The sequence below is a fragment of the Microbacterium sp. genome (assembly GCF_047605725.1).
Taxonomy (GTDB): domain Bacteria; phylum Actinomycetota; class Actinomycetes; order Actinomycetales; family Microbacteriaceae; genus Microbacterium.
The window spans coordinates 1-20,217 of sequence record NZ_JASGFE010000030.1 but is presented as its reverse complement, the minus strand read 5'-3'; the positions used below and the strand labels follow the sequence as shown (position 1 = coordinate 20,217).

Sequence of the window (20,217 nt, the reverse complement as noted above, 5' to 3'; positions counted from 1 at the left end):
AGGAGTTCCTTCCCCCATCAGGAGCAGTGTAGGGGACCGCGTGCGTTCGCGTCAGCGGCGGCGGGCGCGGATGAGGAGAAAACCGCCGATCCCGAGACATGCCAGCAGCGGGATGCCGGCGGAGACCGCCAGGCCCGCGCGCGGCCCCGCGTGCTCCACGATCCACCCCAGCAGCAGTCCGCCGATGGCCTGCCCGCCGACGGCGATGAGGAGGTACAGCGACATGACGCGCCCGCGGATGGAGCGGTTCGACGAGAACTGCAGCAGGGTGTTCGCCGCCGTCCACATGAGGATGCTGCCGGCTGCGGACAGTGCGAGAAGCGTGACGAAGGAGACGGGCTCGGGCGCGAAGGCCGCGAGCAGCTTGAACGTCATGAAGCCGGCTGTGGCGAGGTAGACCGCGCGCAGGCTCACGCTGCGCCGACGCAGCGAGAGCAGGGCGCCCAGCAGGGCGCCGGCGCCCACCATCGAGGTGTAGAAGCCGTACCCGGTCGAGCCGGATCCGAAGACGCGGTCGGCCATGCCTGTGAGCAGCACGGGCCAGTTGAGCCCGACCAGCGAGACGAACAGCAGCAGCAGGAGGGTCCAGAAGATGGCGGGCTTGCGACGGCAATAGCGCAGCGCCTCGGCGATCTGCCCCTTCGCGCGTGGCGCGCGCTCGCGGGGGAGCAGCGAAGAGCGCGGGATCGCGAGGAGCGCGAGCAGGGCGATGACCGACAGCCCCGCCGAGGCGAGGAAGGCCCACTGCGGCCCCAGTGGGAGCAGGAGCCCGCCGAGAGCGGGCCCGGCCATGGTGCCCACCTGGAACGTGGTCGAGCTCAGGCTGATCGCGTTCGGGAGGTCACCGGGCTCCACCAGCTCGCTGACGTAGATCTGCCGGGCTGGTTGGTCGAGCGGCGAGAGGAGGCCGACGACCGTCACGGCGACGAAGATCGACGCGGTGGAGAGGTGTCCGGACAGGGCGAGCACGGCCAGGGCCACGCTGACCAGGAGAGCACCGCTCTGGGTGAGAAAGAGGATGCGCCTGGTCGCGTGGCGGTCGACGACCACGCCGCCCCACATGCCGAACAGGAGCATGGGACCGAACTGGAACAGCACGAGCGCTCCGACGGCGGCGACGTTGCCGGTGAGCTCGAGCACCATCCAGTCCTGCGCGATGCGCTGGGTCCACACCGCGATCGTCGAGGCGAGCTGTCCGCCGATGTAGGTGCGGAAGGACGGGATGCCGAGGGCTCGGACGAGCCCGCGACCTCGGGGGTGCCGATCCGGGACCGGCAGGGCCTCGGTCGGTGTCCCCTCGACCATCAGCTCTTCCGGATCTCCAGGATCGTCCCCGCGCCGTGCTGCGTGTCGAAGTAGCAGAACCCGGTGCCGTTCTCGCGCATACCGCGCGAGATGATCCCGAGGCCGAGATCACGTCCCACCTGCGTGCTGCCCGGCAGGTCCTCGACGTCGAAGCCGAGGTGGAACACGCCTTCGCCGCGCTCATCGAGGAAGCGGCGCTGCGGGGTGTCATGCTCGGACGGCTGGCACAGCTGCAGCTGGAAGTTCTCCAGGTCGCAGCACTTGTAGCGCATCGCCTTGGTGCCCTCCTCGCTCGGCACGTCGAGCTCCACATAAGGGCTCGACTTCGGGTAGTCGAACCACGGGCCGATCCCGATGCCTTCGTAGTAGGCGACCGCGGCCTCGAGGTCGCGCACGATGACGCACACGTGGTGAAGGCGGCGGAACGGGCTCTCCTCGGGCGAGAGGCGCGCCCTCTCGGTAGCGACGGTGCTTTGCATACCGGACAGTATACGCGTGTCGTTGGCGGACGCCGGGGCTTGTTTGCGCGTACGTTCCCGTATACAGTCACGTGTACGACCGAGAGAGATGTCGATCACCGTCCGATGTCGACCCGGGTCACACCGCTGACGAAGAGCAGAAGGGAGCCGGCATGGACAGTGGCGCCTCGCGCGACCGGGTCGATGACAGGCCCGCCGGGGCGATCCCGTTGACCGAGCCCGTTCCGGTGACCCCGGCGTTTCAGATCCGGCCGGGAAGCGCCGTGATCGCGACTGTGGTGATCGGCCTGTTCGCCGGAATCATCTGGGTGTTCGCCACGTCGCCGAACATCCGCTGGGAGGTTGTGGGGCAGTACATCCTCGCCCCGCAGCTCCTGCGCGGGGTGCAGCTGACCCTCCTGCTCACGGTGATCTCGATGATCGCGGGCGTCGTCCTGGGCGCACTGGCAGCGCTGGGCAGGCTCTCGTCCATCTGGGGCTTCAAGGCGCTCGCCGATGTCTACATCTGGTTCTTCCGTGGCACGCCGTTGATGGTCCAGGTCATCTTCGCGTTCAACCTCTCGCTCTTCATCCCCTACCTCACCGTGGGCGAGTGGCGCATCGACACCAACACGTGGATGACCTCGATGATGGCCGCCTGCCTCGCGCTCTCGCTCAACGAGGGCGCGTACATGGCGGAGTACATCCGCGGCGGCATCCTCGGCGTCCCCTCCGGCCAGCGTGAGGCGGCGATCTCGCAGGGGATGACCAGCGGCCAGGCATTGCGTCGCATCATCCTGCCGCAGGCCATGCCGGCGATCGTGCCCGCCATCGGGAACCAGACGATCTCGATGCTGAAGTCCACGTCGATCGTGTCCGTGGTCGCCGCCGCCGAGCTGCTGACGCAGGTCCAGGTCATCTACAACCAGAACTTCATGATCATCGAGCTGCTGATCGTCGCCTGCATCTGGTACCTGTTCATGGTCACGGTGGCGAGCATCCTGCAGTACTTCCTGGAGCGCAAACTCGGCAAGAGCTCTGACCGGATCGGTCAGAACGAGCGCGCCTCCTGGCTCATGGGACTGATCAAGCGTCAGGCGACAGCGAGACGCCTCAGGAAGGCGGGTATGCGATGACACGCGACGAGCCGATCGTCACGATGCGCCATGTGTACAAGCACTACGGGGCGAACACCGTGCTGAAGGACGTGTCGATCGATGTGCACCCCGCAGAGGTCTTGTGCATCATCGGTCCGTCGGGGTCGGGGAAGAGCACTCTGCTGCGGTGCGTGAACCACCTGACCAAGGTGGATGCCGGTGAGGTGCGCTTCGAGGGAGAGCTCGTCGGGTACCGGGAGAAGAGGGGCAAGCTCTATGAGCTTCCCGAGCGGGAGATCGGGCTCATGCGCGCGCGCATCGGCATGGTTTTTCAGCAGTTCAACCTCTACCCGCAGATGACCGCTCTCGAGAACGTCATGTACGGTCCGGTCAAGGTGCTCAAGCAGAAGCCCGCCGTCGTACGGCCCCGCGCGGCGGCTCTGCTCGAGCGCGTCGGTCTGGGCGACAAGCAGAAGTCCTACCCGCACCAGCTCTCCGGCGGTCAGCAGCAGCGCGTCGCGATCGCACGGGCGCTGGCCGGGGAGCCGGCGCTGGTCCTGTTCGACGAGCCGACCTCGGCGCTGGACCCTGAGGTCGTGGGCGAGGTCATCGAGGTCATGGAGGACCTCGCCAAGGCGGGCACGACGATGCTCGTGGTGACCCACGAGATGGGTTTCGCGCGTCACGCCGCCCACACGCTCCTGTTCATGGATGCCGGGATGGTCGTCGAGAAGGGGACGCCGATCCAGGTGCTCGACCACCCCACCCAAGAGCGGACCAAGCGTTTCCTGAGTCAGGTCCGCTGACCCCCGTCCGACCACACCGCCCGCCACGACCACGATTGACGAAGAGATGACCGAACGAGTCCGCCTCGGTGCCAGCGACCTCCGAGTGTTCCCCCTGAATCTGGGGGGCAACACCTTCGGATGGACCTCCGACACGAGGGAGAGCCACGACGTCCTGGACGCCTACGTCGCCGCGGGCGGCAACTTCGTCGACACCGCAGATGTCTACTCGGCGTGGGTCGAAGGTCACGTCGGGGGCGAGTCCGAGACCGAGCTGGGATCCTGGTTGGCCGCGCGCGGGGACCGCGACGACCTGGTCATCGCCACGAAGGTCGCCCAGCATCCCGAGTACAAGGGTCTCGCCGAATCGACCGTCCGTGCTGCGCTGGAAGCCTCGCTGCGCCGCCTGCAGACCGACTACATCGACCTGTATTACGTGCACTTCGACTTCCCCGAGGTGCCGATCGAGGAGATCGCGTCGACGTTCAGTGCGCTCGTGGACGAAGGCAAGATCCGTCACCCGGCGATCTCCAACATGAAGGCGGACCGCATCAGGGCCTGGATGGAGCTCGCCGCCGCCGAGGGCCTGCATGCGCCGGTCGCGCTGCAACCGCTCTACAACCTGATGGAGCGCGGCTTCGAGGACGAGTACGGGGCGCTGGCCGAGGAGTTCGGCCTGAGCGTGCTGCCCTACAACGCCATGGCGCGTGGGTTCCTGACGGGCAAGTACCGTGAGGGCACGGCGATCGAGAGCGCGCGGGCCGAGACGGGGTACAAATACCTGGCGATGGAGCGCGGCAAGCGGGTGCTCCGCGCGTTGGACGAGGTCGCCGGCGCCCACGGCGTCGCCCCGGGCAGCGTTGCGCTCGCCTGGCTGGCATCCCGTCCCACGGTGGCCGCTCCGATCTCCAGCGCGCGCACCGTCGAGCAGCTGCCGATGATCCTGGCATCCGTCGATCTACGGCTCACCGGCGAGGAGCTCAGCGCGCTCGACGCCGCAAGCGCAGTGCCATGACGACCAGCGGACGTCCCCCTGTCGCACGTCCACCTCAGGTGCGCTCCGGCGCCCGACCCTCCGAAGGAGACCCGCAATGAAACAACATCACCGCGTGATCGCCGCGCTGTCGGCGCTCACGCTGGCAGGCCTCGCCCTCACCGCGTGTTCCGGCGGCGCATCGCCCGAGCCGACCGAGAGCGACACGACCGCGGACAACGCGATCTACGACATGCTTCCGCAGGACGTCAAGGACGCGGGCAAGCTCATCGTGGCGACCGACCCGCAGTTCGGGCCGCCGACGAACTTCCGTCCGTCCGACGACCCCGATGGGTGGGCGGGGGTGGAGCCGGACCTGCTGCGCGCGCTCGAGCCGGTGCTCGGAGTGACGTTCGAGTGGCAGCAGGCGACCTTCGAGTCGATCATTCCCGGCGTCAAATCGGGCCGCTACGACCTGGGCGTCAACTCGTTGTCCGACACGGTCGAGCGGCAGGCGCAGGTCGACATGATCGACTGGTGGACCGGTGTCAACGTCGTCATCACCAAGAAGGGCAACCCGTCCAACATCACCGCGCTCGAGGATCTGTGCGGCCTCACGATGGCGATCGTGCAGGGCAGCTCCGATCAGGCCTACCTCACGGAGTGGTCGGCTGCCAATTGCGGTGACAACCCTCTGCAGCTGATGCCGTTCAAGGACCGCCCCGCGTGCATTCTGGCCCTTCAGACCGACCGTGTGGCCGCGACGGCGGGCGGAACCGGCTTCTCGATCAACCTCGCGCACAACCTCGACGGAAATCAGGGCAATGCAGCGGAGACGCTGGAGATCCTCTCCGATGTGAACTACGCGCCGAGCCCTGCGGGCATCGCGGTGAAGAAGGATCGGGAAGAGCTCACCGATGCGTTGATGGCGGGCATCCAGCAGATCATGGACGACGGCACCTACGCCGAGATCCTGGAGAAGTGGTACTGGCCCGAAGCGGGATTCATGACCTCGCCCGAGCTCAACGCCGCCACCACCTGAACCCAACGCGCGGCCGAAGAGTCGCGCCGGCGGTGCGGGACACACGCCACTCGTGTGTCCCGCACCGCCCGTGAGAGGACCACCATGAACACCGCACGCGACGACCAGACGACGGCTTTCGTCAATGCGAGGGTCTTCCTTCCGGACGGGACCCTCGCCCCCCGGACCGTGCTCGTTCGGGGCGGGCTGATCGACGGGGTGATCGATGCCGACAGCCCCCTGGGGGCGGAGATCGTGACGATCGACTGCGCGGGCCGCACGATCGTCCCGGGGCTCATCGACCTCCATGCCCATCCGTCCGCGCACGCGCGGCTGGACAAGGACCGTGCCGTCGATCAGACCATCTACTCGGTCCGTCACGCACTCAGGCTCCTTCGCGCGGGCGTGACGACGATCCGTGCGCTCGGCGGCGCCGGTCGCGCCGATCGCGTACTGGACGAGCTCGGCCGGCAGGGCCTGATCGCGGCGCCGCGGATCGTGTCGGCCGGGCATTTCCTCTGCATCACGGGCGGTCACGCATCGGGAAACGGCATCGAGGTCGACGGGGCCGATGCGCTGAGGAAGGCGGTGCGCGCCGAGGTGCGCGATGGGCACCGCTGGGTGAAGCTGATGTGCTCGGGCGGCTTCGACCACGCCGAGGAGTCGCCGTCGGCCATGCAGTTCTCTCCGGCCGAGGTGCGAGCGGCCTGCGAGGAGGCCGAAGCGCTGGGCGTGCGCGTCGCCGCGCACGCGCACGGAAGCGCGCCGATCATCATGGCCTCTGAGGCGGGGGTCGACTCGATCGAGCACGGCAGCTTCGTCGACCGAGACGCTGCGCGGGCGATGCGCGACAACGACGTCTTCCTCGTCCCCACGTTCTCGATCTACGACAACGTCGCCGCGCGCGTGTCGCATCCGACGAAGGAGCAGAGCGCCGCGCTCGCGGAGCCCAAACGCCGCTCTCTCGAGGTCGCGATCGAGGAGGGTGTCGCGTGGGGGCTCGGCTCGGACGCCCAGGGCGGATCGCCGCTCGAGCTGCTGCTCGACGAGATCATCATCCTGGTGGAGAAGATCGGGTTGAGCCCCGCCGATGCGATCGCCAAGGCATCGCGGGGAAACGCCGAACTGCTGGGGCTGGACGGCGTCGGCAGCATCGAACGGGGATACGTCGCCGATCTCGTGGTCATCGACGGCGACCCGCTCGCGGACATCCAGAACATCGCTCGCGTCGTGGGGACCGTCAGCACCGGACGGTACTACGACTGGGAGGCCATCGCGCCCTCGCTGAACCTGTGGACGCTGGAGACGCTCGACGTGCCCGACGCCCCCGACGGACGCCGCACCCCGTCGCGGCTGTGGGACCTGCACATCACGCCCTGACCCGCCCGAGCACGCGGCCCATCGAATCTCACCCAGGTCGATGTCGCCACACTCGTGCGCAAAGAGATGCGCACCGGCGTCACGGTGCTGCGCGACGCGGTCGAGGCTCTACCGACCGAGCGTCGACCGGTCGCCCGTCGCGACGGCGAGGGCGCGGCCGGTGAGCGAGGCGGGGTCGGCCATGAGGTCCGCCGGCGTCCCGGCGAACACGAGCCGGCCGCCCTCCGACCCCGCTCCAGGGCCGATGTCGATGACGTGGTCGGCGCTGGCCACGACCCGCAGGTTGTGCTCCACGACCACGAGCGTCGCGCCCTCGTCGACCAGCTCGGCGAACAGCCGGTCGAGCGTGTCGACGTCGCTCGGGTGGAGCCCGACGGTGGGCTCATCGAGCACGATGTGCTCCTGGTCGATGCGACCGGATGCCGCGAGGTGACGGGCCAGCAGCAGCCGCTGGCGCTCGCCGCCGGAGAGCGTGTCGAGCGACCGGCCCACGTCGAGGTAGCCGAGCCCCACGCGCCCGAGCCAGTCCATCGCGGCGACGATGTCGGGCCTGTCGCCCAGGAGCGCGGCCACCTCGGCCGCGTTCAGGCGCAGGACCTCGGCGATCGTGCGCCCGCCGACGGTGACCGACAGGGCGGTGTCGTTGAACCGCAGCCCGCCGCACGCGTCGCACGGCGTGGAGACGTCGTCGAGGAACGCGAGCTCGGTCGTGAGGTAGCCCTTGCCCTTGCACATCGGGCAGGCGCCCCGCGCGTTGAAGCTGAACCACGACGGATCCAGCCCCGAGGCGTCGTGGAACACCTGCCGCACCGCCTCGCCCACACCGAGGATGCTCAGCGACGTGGAGCGCACGCCCCCGCGCAGCGGATCCTGCCCGACGACCGTGAACCGCGGATGCTGCCGGGGCAGCTCCACGGTCGCGAACGAGCTCTTGCCCGACCCGGCGACACCGGTCACCGCGGTCAAGACGCCCAGCGGTACCTCGACGTCGAAGCCGGTCAGGTTGTGCGCCCGCGCGTCGCGGACGCGCACGTGTCCGCGGGGCGTGCGCACGACACCGCGCACGTGCAACGGCTCGGCCATCACGCGTCCGGTGATCGTGTCGCTGTGGACGAGCTCGGCGGCAGTCCCCTCGAACTGCACGGTGCCGCCGTCGACACCCGCCCCGGGGCCGAGGTCGACGACGTGGTCGGCGACCGCGATCACCTGCGGCTGGTGCTCGACGACGAGGATCGTGTTGCCGGCATCCCGCAGCCGCTGCAGGAGGGCGATGAGCCGTCGGATGTCGGCCGGATGCAGCCCCGCGCTGGGCTCGTCGAACACGTAGGTGACATCGGTGAGCGCACTGCCGAGGTGACGGACGATCTTCACGCGCTGCGCCTCGCCGCCCGAGAGCGTGCCCGACTCGCGGTCGAGGGTCAGATACCCGAGACCGACCGACAGCAGCGCGTCGAGCACGCGACGGATGCCGTGAAGCGCCGGCGCGACGCGTGCGTCGGTCGTCTCCTCCAGCAGAGCCCGCAGCTCCGTCACCGACATCGCCATCCAGTCGACGATCGAGCGTCCGTCGATCAGGCTCGCCCGGGCAGCCGCGTTCAGGCGTGCACCGTGGCACTCCGGGCACGTGTGCCGCGTCATGATGCGGTCGAGCTCGGCGCGCACGTCCTTCGAGATCTTCTCCGGGCGCCGGCGCACGTACACGTCCCGCAGGCGCGTGACGACCCCGTCGAAGCGACCGGATGCCGGGAACCGCGGATCGGGGTCGACCGGCTTGACCTCCTCGGCGTAGAGGAACAGGTCGAGCTCCTCGGGCGTGTAGTCGCGCAGGGGCTTGTGCCGGTCGAAGAACCCGCAGTAGGCGAACCGCTTCCAGCGGTACGAGCCGGGGCGGAACATGCTGAAGCGCACCGGGCCCTCATCGATGCTCTTCGCGGGGTCGATGAGCTCGTCCACGTCGATGTCGACGATCGTGCCGAGCCCTTCGCAGCGCGGGCACGAGCCGCGCGGGTCGTTGAACGAGTAGGCCGGCGAATACCCCGCCGACGGCTCGCCGATGCGTGAGAAGACGAGCCGCAGGAGCGGAGCGAGGTCGGTCGCCGTCGCCACGGTCGACCGGGCGTTGCCGGTGAAGCGGCGCTGGTCGATCAGGGTCGTGAAGGTCAACCCCGCCATCGCCTGCACGTCGGGTGCCGGCAGCTGCGGCAGTCGGGCGCGCAGGAACGACGAGTAGGAGTCGTTCACGAGACGCTGCGCCTCGGCGGCGATCGTGTCGAGCACGAGCGAGGACTTCCCTGACCCGGAGACCCCGGTGAAGACCGTCATCGTCTTCTTCGGCACGTCGAGCGAGACGTCGCGCAGGTTGTTGGTGCGAGCCCGGGTCACCCGGATGAACGCGTCGTCGCCGGCCTCGGTGCGCATGGCTCCACGCTAGCCCGCGGAGTGAGCGATCGTGCACTTCCTTTGCTGTGCGCGATCTGTCACACTGGGGAGTGTGCGTGATCGCGCACACCGCGAAGGGGGAGAGATGCGGGTGAGAACAGTGCGGGAGCTCGGCGGTCTCGTGAGAGAGCGACGCGAAGCGCTGGGCTGGTCCCAACAGGCGCTCTCTGAGCGTGCCGGCACAAGCCGCGAGTGGATCGTGCGCCTGGAGGCGGGAAAGCCGGGAGTTCGGATGGATCGCGTCTTCGATGTCATCGGGGCGCTCGGGCTGGTCGTCGAGTTGGAGCAGCGGTGAGCACTCGCGAGCTCCATGTCTTCATCGACGGCGTCTTCGTCGGAGAGCTCCGGCAGAGCGTGTCGGGGGCGGTCGCCTTCGCCTATGACGAGTCATATCGTCGACGCGTCGACGCGACGCCGCTGTCGCTGTCGATGCCGGTCACGCGTGCGACGCATCCACAACGGGCTGTGCTGCCTTTCCTGCAGGGGCTGCTTCCCGACAGCGCGGGGCGGCTCGAGATCCCGCGTGAGCGAGATGTGGGAGAGCGCATCGCCGCCGCGATCGAGCGTCGTGCGAAGGAGCGCGGCTGGATCGAGTGATCGACGCGGGAGAAGAACTCCCGCCGGGGCGCCGGGCATCCGGCATTCGCGACCCATTGTTCGACATCGGTGAACGGAATCCTTCTGAATCGGTTGATAGACGCACCCGATCGCGCCGACCGACAATGGGCGCATGGGGCCGCCGACGCGCGGCCCGCCCGTTCACTCGAAAGGCCCCTCGACCGATGTCCACCGTCGATGTCTCCCCCTCCGTCACCCCCGACCAGGTCGTGGCGGTCGTCCGCCGCTGGCTGGAGGAGAGCACGTCGTACCCCGTCGAGCCGGCCGCCCAGCGGCTGGCCGAAGTGCTCAAAGACCCGCACGGCCTCGACTTCACGGTTGGCTTCGTCGACGGCGTGATGCGCCCGGAAGACCTCGACGTGGCCGGCCGCACCCTCGCCGATCTCGCCGCCATCACGCCGCAGTTCCTGCCGCTGTACCTGCGCTCTGCCATCGGGGTCGGCGGCTTCATGGCGCCCAAGGTCCCGGCCGTGGTGGTCCCCATCGCCCGCCGCGTGCTGCGCGCCATGGTCGGTCACCTCGTGCTCGACGCGACCCCCGCCAAGCTCGGCCCCGCCATCGCGAAGCTGCGCAATACCGGCAACCGCCTCAACCTCAACCTGCTCGGCGAGGCTGTGCTCGGCGAGCGGGAGGCGGGCCGCCGGCTCAAGGGCACCTACGACTTCCTCGCGCGCGATGACGTCGACTACGTGTCGATCAAGGTGTCCAGCGTCGTCAGCCAGCTCTCGATGTGGTCGTTCGACGAGGCCGTCGCCGATGTCGTGGGCAAGCTCACGCCGCTCTACGAGCTGGCCGCGCGCAGCGAGCAGCAGGGGAGGTCGAAGTTCATCAACCTCGACATGGAGGAATACCGCGACCTCGACCTCACGATCTCCGCCTTCACGCGCCTGCTCGACCAGCCGCAGCTGAAGGAGCTGCAGGCCGGCATCGTGCTGCAGACCTACCTGCCCGACGCGCTGGGCGCGATGCAGCACCTGCAGGAGTGGGCGACCGCGCGCCGCGCCGCCGGCGGCGCGCCGATCAAGGTGCGCATCGTCAAGGGCGCGAACCTCGCCATGGAGGAGGTCGACGCGGCCGTGCACGGCTGGCCGCTGGCGACGTACTCGACCAAGCAGGACTCCGACACGAACTACAAGCGAGTCCTCGACTGGGCGATGACGCCCGAGCGGCTGGATGCCGTGCGCATCGGCGTCGCGGGGCACAACCTGTTCGACATCGCCCACGCGTGGCTCACCGCGAAGGCCCGCGGGGTCACCGAGGACGTCGAGTTCGAGATGCTGCTCGGCATGGCCACCGGGCAGGCGGAGGCCGTGCGCAAGGACGTCGGCCGGCTGCTGCTGTACACGCCCGTGGTGAACCCGGCCGAGTTCGACGTCGCGATCGCCTACCTCGTGCGCCGCCTGGAGGAGAACGCCAGCCAGGAGAACTTCATGTCGGCCGTGTTCGAGCTCGCCGGCAGCGAGGAGCTGTTCGAGCGGGAGCGCGCGCGCTTCGAGCGTTCGCTGCAGGCGCTCGAAGCCGACCGCGACGTGCCGCAGCGCAACCGCACCCAGGACCGCACCGCGGAGCCCGACCACGCCACCGGCACGGTGACCGGGTTCCGCAACGAGCCTGACACCGACCCGGCCCTGGCGCCGAACCGCATGTGGGGCCGGGAGATCCTCGCCCGCTCCGTCGACACCGAGCTCGGCGTCGCCGCCATCGCCGCGGCCCGCGTCGACGACGCCGACGCGCTCGACGACGTCCTGCGGCGCGCCGTCGCGGCCGCGGCGGAGTGGGGAGCCCGCCCCGCCGCCGAACGCGCCGCCGTGCTGCACCGCGCCGGCGAGATGCTCGCCGCCCGTCGCGGGGAGCTCATCGAGATCATGGCGCACGAGGCCGGCAAGACCATCGCCGAGGCCGACCCCGAGGTCAGCGAGGCGATCGACTTCGCCCACTACTACGCCGAGCGCGCGAAGGACCTGGAGACCGTCGACGGCGCCCGCTTCGTGCCCTCTCGGCTGACCGTGGTGACCCCGCCGTGGAACTTCCCGGTCGCGATCCCTGCGGGCGGCGTGCTGGCGGGCCTTGCCGCCGGCTCGGCCGTGGTCATCAAGCCCGCCAAGCTCACCCAGCGCTGCGGCGCGGTCATGGTCGAGGCGCTGTGGGAGGCGGGCGTGCCGCGCGACCTCCTCGCCCTCGTCGACCTCGGCTCGCGCGAGCTCGGCACGCGGCTGGTCTCCAGCCCCGAGGTCGACCGGGTCATCCTCACCGGCGCCTACGAGACGGCCCAGCTGTTCCGCTCGTTCCGCAAGGACCTGCCGCTGCTGGCCGAGACCAGCGGCAAGAACGCCATCGTGGTGACCCCGTCGGCCGACCTCGACCTGGCCGCCGCCGACCTCGCCAAGAGCGCGTTCGGGCACGCCGGGCAGAAGTGCTCCGCGGCATCCCTCGCGATCCTCGTCGGATCGGTCGCCGACTCGCCCCGCTTCGAGCGTCAGCTCGTGGATGCCGTGACCTCGCTGCGCGTGGGCTACCCCGCCGACCCGGCCACGCAGATGGGCCCGGTCGTCGAGCCCGCCCAGGGGAAGCTCCTGACCGCGCTCACCACCCTCGACGAGGGGGAGCGCTGGCTCGTCGAGCCCAAGGCGCTCGACGACACCGGCACGCTGTGGTCGCCGGGGGTCAAGACCGGCGTGCGGCCGGGCTCGTACTTCCACCTCACCGAGTTCTTCGGGCCGGTGCTCGGGATCATGCGCGCGAAGGACCTCGACGAGGCGATCGCGCTGCAGAACGCCGTCGACTACGGCCTGACCGCGGGCCTCCACTCGCTCGACGCCGACGAGCTCGCGGTGTGGCTCGACCGTGTCGAGGCGGGGAACCTCTACGTCAACCGCGGCATCACCGGCGCGATCGTGCAGCGCCAGCCCTTCGGCGGCTGGAAGCGCTCCGCGGTGGGAGCCGGGGCCAAGGCGGGCGGCCCGAACTACCTGTTCGGCCTCGGCGAGTGGGTGCCGGCGCCGCAGCAGGCCGCAGGCCACGCGCTGCAGGACCTCGCAGCCCCCGTGGCCGAGCTCGTGCGCGCTGCCCGCACCGTGCTCGACGGCGACGACGCGGAGCGCCTGCTCACGGCTGCGGCGTCGGACGAGCAGGCCTGGCGCACCGAGTTCGGCGTCGCTGAGGACGTCTCGGCCCTCGGCGTCGAGCGCAACGTCTTCCGCTACCGCCCGACCGAGGTCGAGGTCCGCATCGCCGACGGGTCGGCGCTGGCCGACGGCATCCGCGTCGCCGCCGCGGCCCTGCGCAGCGGCGCGCCGGTCGTGCTGTCCTCTGCCGTGGCCCTTCCCGATCCGGTGCGTCGCGCGGCGATCGCCGGCGGCCTGTCGGTGCGGCGCGAGAGCGACCGGGTGTGGACCGAGCGCATCGCTGCGCGCCGGCACGAGCCGCTGCGCGTGCGGCTGGTCGGCGACGACGCGGCCGCGCTCTACGAGGCGGTCGACGGCTCGCCCGACGTCGCGGTGTGGTCGCACCCCGTGACCGGGGCGGGGCGCGTGGAGCTGCTGCCGTTCCTGCACGAGCAGGCCGTCTCGCTCACCAACCACCGCTTCGGCAACCCCACGGCGTTGACCGAGGGCGTGATCTGACACCCTCCGACGGACGACGGATGCCTGGGACCGACCCGCGCGGGTGAGTCCGAGGCATCCGTCTCGTAGGCGATGGCTCAGCCCTTCAGGGCCTCGCCGAGCTTGACGCGACCGCCCATGCGCAGGATCGAGTTCTCGTAGATCTTCGCGCCGAGGGCGATGGCCGCCAGGCAGGTGACGATGAGGATCGCGAGCGACACGAGCGGCTCCCACCACTGCGCCTCGCCGAGGTACAGGCGCATGGGCATGCCGACCGGGGCCGAGAACGGCACGTACGACATGATCGTCAGCACGACCGGGTTGTCGTTGAAGAAGATCACCAGGAAGTACGGCGCCATGATGAGGAGGATGAGCGGCGTCGTGGTCGAGTCGATGTCCTCCTGACGGGAGACCATCGCGGCCGCGGCGGCGAACAGGGCCGCCAGCAGCACGAATCCGAACAGGAAGAAGATCGCGAACCACACCAGGGCCGTGCCGAGCCCCTGAAGGACCGCCACCTGTCCGGTGACCGTGAGCCCGACGACCGCGATCGCGACGAGCACGAGGATCTGCGCCATCGCGAGGATCGTGTTGCCGAGCACCTTGCCCGCCATGAGCACGCGGGTGGGCACCGCCGAGATCAGCAGCTCCACGACGCGCGTCTGCTTCTCCTCGACCACCGACTGGGCGATCGTCGAGCCGAACACCTGCGCGGAGAGCATGAAGACAAGACCGAAGCCGATCGCGATGAAGTAGCGCAGCATCTCGTCGGTCGAGCTCGGGTCGAGCATGGTCACCTTCGGGATCACCGCGAACGACATCAGGAGCGACGTCGAGGGACTCTCCTCGACGACGAGGGCGAACCCGGTCGGCGACGACGCGTCGGGGACCACGGCGGCGTCGACCTCGCCGGAGGAGACGAGCTTCTCCGCCGCGGCGGCATCCGCGGCACTCGTGATCTCGAAGCCTTGCCGCCCGTCGACGTACTGCTCGGCGCCGGCGGCCACGGCGATCGGGTGGCCCGCCGTGTTCTGCGCCGCGAACCCGCCCCACACCACCGCGCCGAGCGCGACCAGGAACAGGAACGCGGTCGAGATGAGGAACGCTTTGCTGCGCAGCTTCGAGCCGAGCTCGCGCTCCGCGACGAGCCACACGCCCTGCGCCTTCGTGAGGGTGAGCGTCTCCGGGGTGCTCATCGGTCTCATCGGATGACCTCCTTGAAGATCTGGGCGAGGGAGGGATGCCGGGGGGAGAAGCTCGCCACGTCGCCGAGCTCGACCGCCCGCCGGAGCACGCGCTGGGCCGTCTCGTCGTCGCTCACGTCGAACACCGCGTAGCCGCCGGCGAAGTCGACCACCTCGACGCCGGGCTCGGTGCGCAGCCATCCGGCGTCGCACTCGGAGACGAGCTCGTAGCGACGCAGCTCGTGCCGCGTGCGCAGCTCGTCGCGGCTCCCGGCGGCGCGGATGGTGCCGCCGGCGATGATGACGAGGTCGTCGCAGAGGCGCTCGACCACGTCGAGCTGGTGGGAGGAGAACAGCACCGCGGTGCCCTGCGCGGCCCGTTCCTGCAGGACGCCGGCGACGACGTCGACGGCGAGCGGGTCGAGGCCCGAGAAGGGCTCGTCGAGGATCAGCACCCGCGGGTCGTGCACGAGGGCTGCGGCGATCTGCGCCCGCTGCTGGTTGCCGAGCGAGAGGGTCTCGACGTTGTCGTTCAGGCGCTCGCCGAGTCCCAGCCGGTCGAGGAGGGCGTGGGCGTTGGCGGTGGCATCCGCCTTCGAATAACCGTGCAGCCGCGCGAGGTAGGCGATGTGCTCGCCGATCCTCATCTTCGGGTAGAGGCCGCGCTCCTCGGGCATGTAGCCGAAGTGGCGCCGGTCGTCGGCGGTGATCGGGCGGCCGTCGAGGTCGACGGTGCCGCCGTCGGCGGCGAGCACGCCCAGCGCGATGCGCATGGTCGTGGTCTTGCCGGCGCCGTTGCCGCCGACGAAGCCGGTGAGGCGGCCGTCGGCGACATCGAACGACACGTCGTCGAGCACGCGGCGGCCGCCGTAGCTCTTGGTGATGCCGCGCAGTGCGAGCATGGTTCCTCCCTGGGTGGGCCTGCATCGACGGTCTCGTGCGGGCCTGCTTCGACGGTACGGGCGCCGTGGCGGCGTGGCATCCGTCCCGCGGGGGATCGTGCCCGGGTCCGCCGTGCGGGGGAGGGGTTGTGGTGCGCTCGCGCTCGCCTTTGCGCTCGCGCTCGCCTTCGCGCTCGCCTTGGGTTGGCGCGTATGGTCGCCACGGGGCGGCGGCTTCAGGGGGCTATTGCAACACCGGGTGTGTGGAGGTTGTGGTGGGTCAGAGGTATGAGTGGCGGGTGCGGGCGGCGGTGTGGCGACGTCATGCGCCAGGTTTGGGGCGCGGGAGGGATGTGGCCGCCGCGTGGGTTGGCGCGTATGGTCGCGGCGGGCGGATGCCGCGACCATACGCGCCAGGTTTGCGGCTCTGGCGGGTGCGGGCGTTGCTTCGGTGGGCCGGTATGGTCGCGTGGGGCGGATGCCGCGACCAGATGCGCCAGGTTTGCGGCTAGGCCAGGCCGTGGCGATGGGCGTAGACCACGGCTGCCACGCGATCGCGCACGCCGAGCTTGAGCAGCACGTTGGACACGTGCGTCTTGACCGTGGCCTCGCCGATGTACAGGCGCGCGGCGATCTCGGCGTTGCTGAGGGCCTGGGCGAGCAGGCGCAGCACCTCGGCCTCGCGCTCGGTGAGCAGCTCCGCCTCCGGCGCGGGCGCGGGCTCGGCGGGGGCCGCTCGGGCCGGGCCGGGGCTCGCGCCGGAGGCCTGCGTCCCGTGCGCGGGGCTCGCGCCGACAGCGCCCGTCCCGTGCGCGGGGCTCGCGCCGACGGCGCCCGTCCCGTGCGCGGGGGCGGCGGCATCCGCATCGGCACGCGCGAAGCGCTCGATCACCCGGCGCGTGACCTCCGGGGCCAGGAGCGCGTCGCCGGCGGCGGCCACACGGACGGCCGAGACGAGCTCCTCCGGTCCGGCGTTCTTCAGCAGGAACCCGCTCGCCCCGCTCGACAGCGCCTCGAAGAGATAGTCGTCGCGGTCGAAGGTGGTGACGACGACGATCGCGGCACCGGCATCCGGGTCGGCGAGGATCTTCCGCGTCGCGGCGATGCCGTCCATGTCGGGCATCTGCACGTCCATGCAGATGACATCGGGGTGCAGGGCGGATGCCGCGGCCACCGCCTCGACTCCCGTCGCGGCCTCGCCGACGACCTCGATGCCGCCCGCCGACTCCAGGATCGTGCGGAAGCCCGCGCGCATGACGCTGTGGTCGTCGACCAGCAGCACGCGCACCGGTGCACCGCGGGTCATGTCGGCACCGCCGCGCGCAGCGGGATCCGCACGCGCACGACGAAACCGTCCGGTCGCGGACCGGCCTCCAGCGCGCCGCCCGAGGCCGCGGCGCGCTCGCGCATGCCGACCAGCCCCAGCCCCGTGCGCCCGAACACCGGGGGCCGCCCCGTGTTGGACACCTCCAGCTCCACGTCGTCATCGCCGTAGCGCAGCCGCACGTCCGCGGCGGCGTGCGGACCGCCGTGCCGGCGCGCGTTGGTGAGGGACTCCTGGGCGATGCGGTACAGGTTCACCTGCGTCAGCGCGGGGAGCGGACGCGGCTCGCCGACGACGGTGAGCCGCGTGGGCAGGCCGTTCTCACGGGCGTGGTCGACGAGCTCGCCGAGCGCGTCGAGGCGCACGGTCGACGGGGCATCCGTCTCCTCGCCGGGAGAGCGCAGCGTCTCGAGCAGGTGGTGCAGCTCGTCGATGGCGGTACGGGCGGATGCCTCGACCCCGGCGAGCGTGTCGCGCGCGGCATCCGGGTCCCTATCGAGCACGGTCCGCGCGACGCCGGCCTGGACGCCCATCGCCGAGACGTGGTGGGCGACGACGTCGTGCAGCTCGCGCGCGATGCGCACGCGCTCCAGCGCCACGGCCTGTGCGGCGGTGCGCTCGCGCTCGCGCTCGAGTGCGGCCCTGCCCTCGGCCAGTTCCTCGCGCTGCCGCGCGGCGGCCCAGGCGCGGTCGCCGAGCACGTAGGCGCCGGCGAAGTAGAGCAGGTTGATGAGGATCTGCAGCAGCATGAACGCGGCGAACGGCGAGAACGTGCCGGCGCGCGACAGGCCCTCGGTCGACGTGCTCGTCGACTCGAGGAAGATCACGACGAGGAGCCACACGATCATGCCGATGCTCAGTGCGATCCGGACGACAGCCGCGCGCCGACGATCGGCCGACCATGCCCCGACCGTGTACAGCGCGATGAACATCGCGATGCTGCCGGCGTAGATCTCCGGCACGTGCAGGCTGCCGCCGGCGAAGTAGGCGACGCACACGACGACCGCGACGGCGGCCGGCCAGCGCCGGCGCACCGCGAGCGGGGCGGAGATCACGACCGCGTAGACCAGGGCATAGGCGAGCGGGGCCTGCTCGTCGTCGTAGATGCCGGCGACCGACAGCAGGCCGGCGCTCACGATCGCGCCGATGAGCATCGCCGCGGCCAGCAGCACGTCGGAGCGCTGCTCGGCCGGGGTCAGGGCGCGCGAGGGGGCGGACTCGCGCGGCGCTTCGGGGACGCTCTCGCGCGAGAGGGCGGATGACGGCATCCCTCCACGGTACGGGGGAGCGGATGCCGCGGCATCCCCCGCGCGACGGATCCCGTCGCCCGTGTCGGTCAGAAGATCATCGGGCGGTCGTCGTCGTCGGGGTTCGTGATGTCGAGATCGACGACCACGGGGACGTGGTCGCTCGGGGCCTCGCCCTTGCGCTCGTCGCGATGGATGCCGGCGCCCACCACCGCGTTCGCGAACGCGCGCGAGCCGAGCACGAAGTCGATGCGCAGGCCCTCGTTGCGTGGGAAGCGCAGCTGCTTGTAGTCCCAGTAGGTGTAGCCGGTCGGCACGAGCGGGCGGACGGTGTCGGCGAGCCCGGCGTCGAGCAGCGCCTGGAACGCGGCGCGCTCGGGCGGCGAGACATGGGTCGTGGCGCCTTCGACGACCGTGGGGTCGCCGTTGTCGGCATCCGTCGGCGCGATGTTGAAGTCGCCGGTCAGTGCCAGCGGGAGGTCGGGGTCCGCGGCGAGAGCGTCGCGCGTGTACCGCTCCAGCGCGGCGAGCCAGTGCAGCTTGTAGACGTAGTGCGGGTCGTCGAGGCCGCGCCCGTTGGGCACGTACAGGCTCCAGATCCGGATGCCGCCGATCGTCGCACCCATCGCGCGCGCCTCCAGCGGGGCATCCGGCCCCTCGTAGCCCTTCGCGAAGCCGGGCATGCCCGGGAACGACAGCTCCAGGTCGTCGATCGGCTCGCGGCTGGCGATCGCGACGCCGTTCCACTGGTTGAGCCCGTGCGCCTCGACCGTGTACCCGGCGGCCTCGAACTCGGCGTAGGGGAACTGGTCGGGCCGGCACTTGATCTCCTGCATGGCGAGCACGTCGATGCTCTCGCGGACGGCGAAGTCGACCGTGCGGGCCACCCGCGCGCGGATGGAGTTGACGTTCCAGGTGGCAAGACGCATGGCATCCAGCCTAGAACCGCCCTCGGACCTTGACATCGGCCGCGAGTCACTGCTTGCGTGCCGGGTCACTGCCCTGGAGTGCAGTGACTCGCGGGTTGGGCAGTGACTCGCGGGGTGGGCGGTGTGGGCAGTGATCCGTGGGGTGGGCGGTGACTCGCGCGTGGGCGGGCGCGCGGATGCCGGGCGCCTAGACTCGGGGCATGACCGTCGCCTCCACGCCCGAGCTCGAAGCCGACCGCCAGGCGCTCATCGCGCTGATCGGGGACGAGGCCGTGTTCCACGGAGACTTCACGCTCGCCAGCGGCAAGAAGGCGACGTACTACGTCGACATGCGCAAGCTCACCCTCGACCACCGCGCGGCGCCCGCGATCGGCCGCATCATGCTCGACCTCATCCGTGACCTGGACGGTGTCGCCGCCGTGGGCGGGCTCACCCTCGGTGCCGACCCGATCGCGAACGCGATCCTGCACGAGTCGGTGCGCGCGGGGCGTCCGCTCGACGCGTTCGTCGTGCGCAAGGAGCCGAAGGACCACGGCCGCGGGCGCCAGCTGGAAGGCGCGGAGGTCGCCGGAAAGCGCGTCGTCGTGGTCGAGGACACCTCGACCACGGGGCAGTCGCCGCTCAAGGCCGTCGACGTACTGCGCCGCGAGGGCGCGATCCCGGTCGCCGTCGCCACGATCGTGGACCGCAGGACCGGGGCGCAGGCTGCGGTCGAGGCGGCCGGGCTCACGTGGCTGGCCGCGATCGATCTCGACGACCTGGGGCTGGAGCCCCAGTAGGGGCGGGCCCGGCCGGTCACCCGTCCAGTAGGGGCGGGCCCGGCCGGTCACCCCTCCAGTAGGGGCGGGCCCGACCGGTCACCCGTCGCCCGTCAGCCGGTTCGGCCCTGGTCGGTCCTCGCCGGTCGCGCCGGGGTCGCGCTCCGCGTCCCGGTCGGCCCTGGTCGGGCCTTGCGTCCCGGTCGGGCCCCGCCG

17 protein-coding genes are annotated in these 20,217 nt (G+C 70.6%); 9 read left to right on the top strand and 8 right to left on the bottom strand.

All coding sequences use genetic code 11. From position 1 onward, the window contains the following. Window positions 1-51 precede the first annotated feature (51 nt). Both QM641_RS08015 and QM641_RS08010 read right to left on the bottom strand, forming a co-directional pair. The gene (locus tag QM641_RS08015; protein WP_415115239.1) at window positions 52-1,305 is read right to left on the bottom strand and encodes an MFS transporter; all 1,254 of its coding nucleotides are present in this window, start codon (window positions 1,303-1,305) and stop codon (window positions 52-54) included. After that, window positions 1,305-1,784 carry a VOC family protein gene (locus QM641_RS08010; protein WP_415115237.1) on the bottom strand — a complete coding sequence of 160 codons (480 nt, stop codon included), beginning with the start codon at window positions 1,782-1,784 and terminating at the stop codon, window positions 1,305-1,307. Before QM641_RS08010 ends, QM641_RS08015 begins: the two co-directional genes overlap by 1 nt. A gap of 152 nt (window positions 1,785-1,936) precedes the next feature. Here QM641_RS08010 and QM641_RS08005 point away from each other — a divergent pair, with 152 nt between their 5' ends. From QM641_RS08005 to QM641_RS07985, 5 genes are all read left to right on the top strand, one after another. Next, window positions 1,937-2,899 (top strand): amino acid ABC transporter permease, encoded by a 963-nt coding sequence (locus tag QM641_RS08005; RefSeq protein ID WP_415115235.1) that lies wholly within the window; start codon window positions 1,937-1,939, stop codon window positions 2,897-2,899. Further along, window positions 2,896-3,666 (top strand): amino acid ABC transporter ATP-binding protein, encoded by a 771-nt coding sequence (locus QM641_RS08000; protein WP_415115233.1) that lies wholly within the window; start codon window positions 2,896-2,898, stop codon window positions 3,664-3,666. Before QM641_RS08005 ends, QM641_RS08000 begins: the two co-directional genes overlap by 4 nt. A 46-nt stretch (window positions 3,667-3,712) precedes the next feature. Further along, window positions 3,713-4,660, top strand: a complete 948-nt coding sequence (locus tag QM641_RS07995; protein ID WP_415115231.1) for an aldo/keto reductase — start codon at window positions 3,713-3,715, stop codon at window positions 4,658-4,660. Between the two features lie 76 nt (window positions 4,661-4,736). After that, a complete protein-coding gene (locus tag QM641_RS07990; RefSeq protein ID WP_415115229.1) occupies window positions 4,737-5,660 on the top strand; it encodes an ABC transporter substrate-binding protein in 924 nt (307 codons plus the stop codon). 84 nt (window positions 5,661-5,744) lie between these two features. Beyond that, window positions 5,745-7,019, top strand: a complete 1,275-nt coding sequence (locus QM641_RS07985) for an amidohydrolase family protein (protein ID WP_415115227.1) — start codon at window positions 5,745-5,747, stop codon at window positions 7,017-7,019. 108 nt (window positions 7,020-7,127) lie between these two features. Here QM641_RS07985 and QM641_RS07980 read toward each other — a convergent pair whose 3' ends face one another. Next, window positions 7,128-9,437, bottom strand: coding sequence for an excinuclease ABC subunit UvrA (locus tag QM641_RS07980; protein WP_415115225.1), 2,310 nt, complete (start codon window positions 9,435-9,437; stop codon window positions 7,128-7,130). A gap of 106 nt (window positions 9,438-9,543) precedes the next feature. On the opposite strand from QM641_RS07980, the gene QM641_RS07975 reads away from it, so the two are divergent. From QM641_RS07975 to QM641_RS07965, 3 genes are all read left to right on the top strand, one after another. Continuing rightward, window positions 9,544-9,753, top strand: coding sequence for a helix-turn-helix domain-containing protein (locus QM641_RS07975; RefSeq protein ID WP_415115223.1), 210 nt, complete (start codon window positions 9,544-9,546; stop codon window positions 9,751-9,753). Then, on the top strand, window positions 9,750-10,055 hold the full coding sequence (locus QM641_RS07970) for a HipA N-terminal domain-containing protein (protein ID WP_415115219.1): 306 nt from the start codon (window positions 9,750-9,752) through the stop codon (window positions 10,053-10,055). Before QM641_RS07975 ends, QM641_RS07970 begins: the two co-directional genes overlap by 4 nt. A 185-nt stretch (window positions 10,056-10,240) precedes the next feature. Then, window positions 10,241-13,699 (top strand): proline dehydrogenase family protein, encoded by a 3,459-nt coding sequence (locus QM641_RS07965; RefSeq protein ID WP_415115217.1) that lies wholly within the window; start codon window positions 10,241-10,243, stop codon window positions 13,697-13,699. A 77-nt stretch (window positions 13,700-13,776) separates the two neighbouring features. Here QM641_RS07965 and QM641_RS07960 read toward each other — a convergent pair whose 3' ends face one another. From QM641_RS07960 to QM641_RS07940, 5 genes are all read right to left on the bottom strand, one after another. Then, on the bottom strand, window positions 13,777-14,874 hold the full coding sequence (locus tag QM641_RS07960; protein WP_415115215.1) for an ABC transporter permease: 1,098 nt from the start codon (window positions 14,872-14,874) through the stop codon (window positions 13,777-13,779). 5 nt (window positions 14,875-14,879) lie between these two features. Beyond that, on the bottom strand, window positions 14,880-15,764 hold the full coding sequence (locus tag QM641_RS07955) for an ABC transporter ATP-binding protein (protein ID WP_415115213.1): 885 nt from the start codon (window positions 15,762-15,764) through the stop codon (window positions 14,880-14,882). Window positions 15,765-16,251: 487 nt separating this feature from the next. Then, window positions 16,252-17,049: a response regulator gene (locus QM641_RS07950; protein WP_415115211.1), complete on the bottom strand. Its 798-nt coding sequence runs from the start codon at window positions 17,047-17,049 to the stop codon at window positions 16,252-16,254. Beyond that, on the bottom strand, window positions 17,046-18,335 hold the full coding sequence (locus tag QM641_RS07945; RefSeq protein WP_415115209.1) for a sensor histidine kinase: 1,290 nt from the start codon (window positions 18,333-18,335) through the stop codon (window positions 17,046-17,048). Before QM641_RS07945 ends, QM641_RS07950 begins: the two co-directional genes overlap by 4 nt. A gap of 68 nt (window positions 18,336-18,403) precedes the next feature. Further along, window positions 18,404-19,243 (bottom strand): exodeoxyribonuclease III, encoded by an 840-nt coding sequence (locus tag QM641_RS07940; protein ID WP_415115207.1) that lies wholly within the window; start codon window positions 19,241-19,243, stop codon window positions 18,404-18,406. Between the two features lie 200 nt (window positions 19,244-19,443). Here QM641_RS07940 and pyrE point away from each other — a divergent pair, with 200 nt between their 5' ends. After that, window positions 19,444-20,022, top strand: coding sequence for an orotate phosphoribosyltransferase (gene pyrE, locus QM641_RS07935; RefSeq protein ID WP_415115205.1), 579 nt, complete (start codon window positions 19,444-19,446; stop codon window positions 20,020-20,022). The last annotated feature ends 195 nt before the right edge of the window (window positions 20,023-20,217 follow it).

Excerpts from the sequence above, each read along its gene's own strand:
- QM641_RS08015 (WP_415115239.1), bottom strand. The coding sequence starts at position 1,305 with ATGGTCGAGGGGACACCGACCGAGGCCCTGCCGGTCCCGGATCGGCAC.
- QM641_RS08010 (WP_415115237.1), bottom strand. The coding sequence starts at position 1,784 with ATGCAAAGCACCGTCGCTACCGAGAGGGCGCGCCTCTCGCCCGAGGAG.
- QM641_RS08005 (WP_415115235.1), top strand. The coding sequence starts at position 1,937 with ATGGACAGTGGCGCCTCGCGCGACCGGGTCGATGACAGGCCCGCCGGG.
- QM641_RS08000 (WP_415115233.1), top strand. The coding sequence starts at position 2,896 with ATGACACGCGACGAGCCGATCGTCACGATGCGCCATGTGTACAAGCAC.
- QM641_RS07995 (WP_415115231.1), top strand. The coding sequence starts at position 3,713 with ATGACCGAACGAGTCCGCCTCGGTGCCAGCGACCTCCGAGTGTTCCCC.
- QM641_RS07990 (WP_415115229.1), top strand. The coding sequence starts at position 4,737 with ATGAAACAACATCACCGCGTGATCGCCGCGCTGTCGGCGCTCACGCTG.
- QM641_RS07985 (WP_415115227.1), top strand. The coding sequence starts at position 5,745 with ATGAACACCGCACGCGACGACCAGACGACGGCTTTCGTCAATGCGAGG.
- QM641_RS07980 (WP_415115225.1), bottom strand. The coding sequence starts at position 9,437 with ATGCGCACCGAGGCCGGCGACGACGCGTTCATCCGGGTGACCCGGGCT.
- QM641_RS07975 (WP_415115223.1), top strand. The coding sequence starts at position 9,544 with ATGCGGGTGAGAACAGTGCGGGAGCTCGGCGGTCTCGTGAGAGAGCGA.
- QM641_RS07965 (WP_415115217.1), top strand. The coding sequence starts at position 10,241 with ATGTCCACCGTCGATGTCTCCCCCTCCGTCACCCCCGACCAGGTCGTG.
- QM641_RS07960 (WP_415115215.1), bottom strand. The coding sequence starts at position 14,874 with ATGAGCACCCCGGAGACGCTCACCCTCACGAAGGCGCAGGGCGTGTGG.
- QM641_RS07955 (WP_415115213.1), bottom strand. The coding sequence starts at position 15,764 with ATGCTCGCACTGCGCGGCATCACCAAGAGCTACGGCGGCCGCCGCGTG.
- QM641_RS07950 (WP_415115211.1), bottom strand. The coding sequence starts at position 17,049 with ATGACCCGCGGTGCACCGGTGCGCGTGCTGCTGGTCGACGACCACAGC.
- QM641_RS07945 (WP_415115209.1), bottom strand. The coding sequence starts at position 18,335 with ATGCCGTCATCCGCCCTCTCGCGCGAGAGCGTCCCCGAAGCGCCGCGC.
- QM641_RS07940 (WP_415115207.1), bottom strand. The coding sequence starts at position 19,243 with ATGCGTCTTGCCACCTGGAACGTCAACTCCATCCGCGCGCGGGTGGCC.
- pyrE (WP_415115205.1), top strand. The coding sequence starts at position 19,444 with ATGACCGTCGCCTCCACGCCCGAGCTCGAAGCCGACCGCCAGGCGCTC.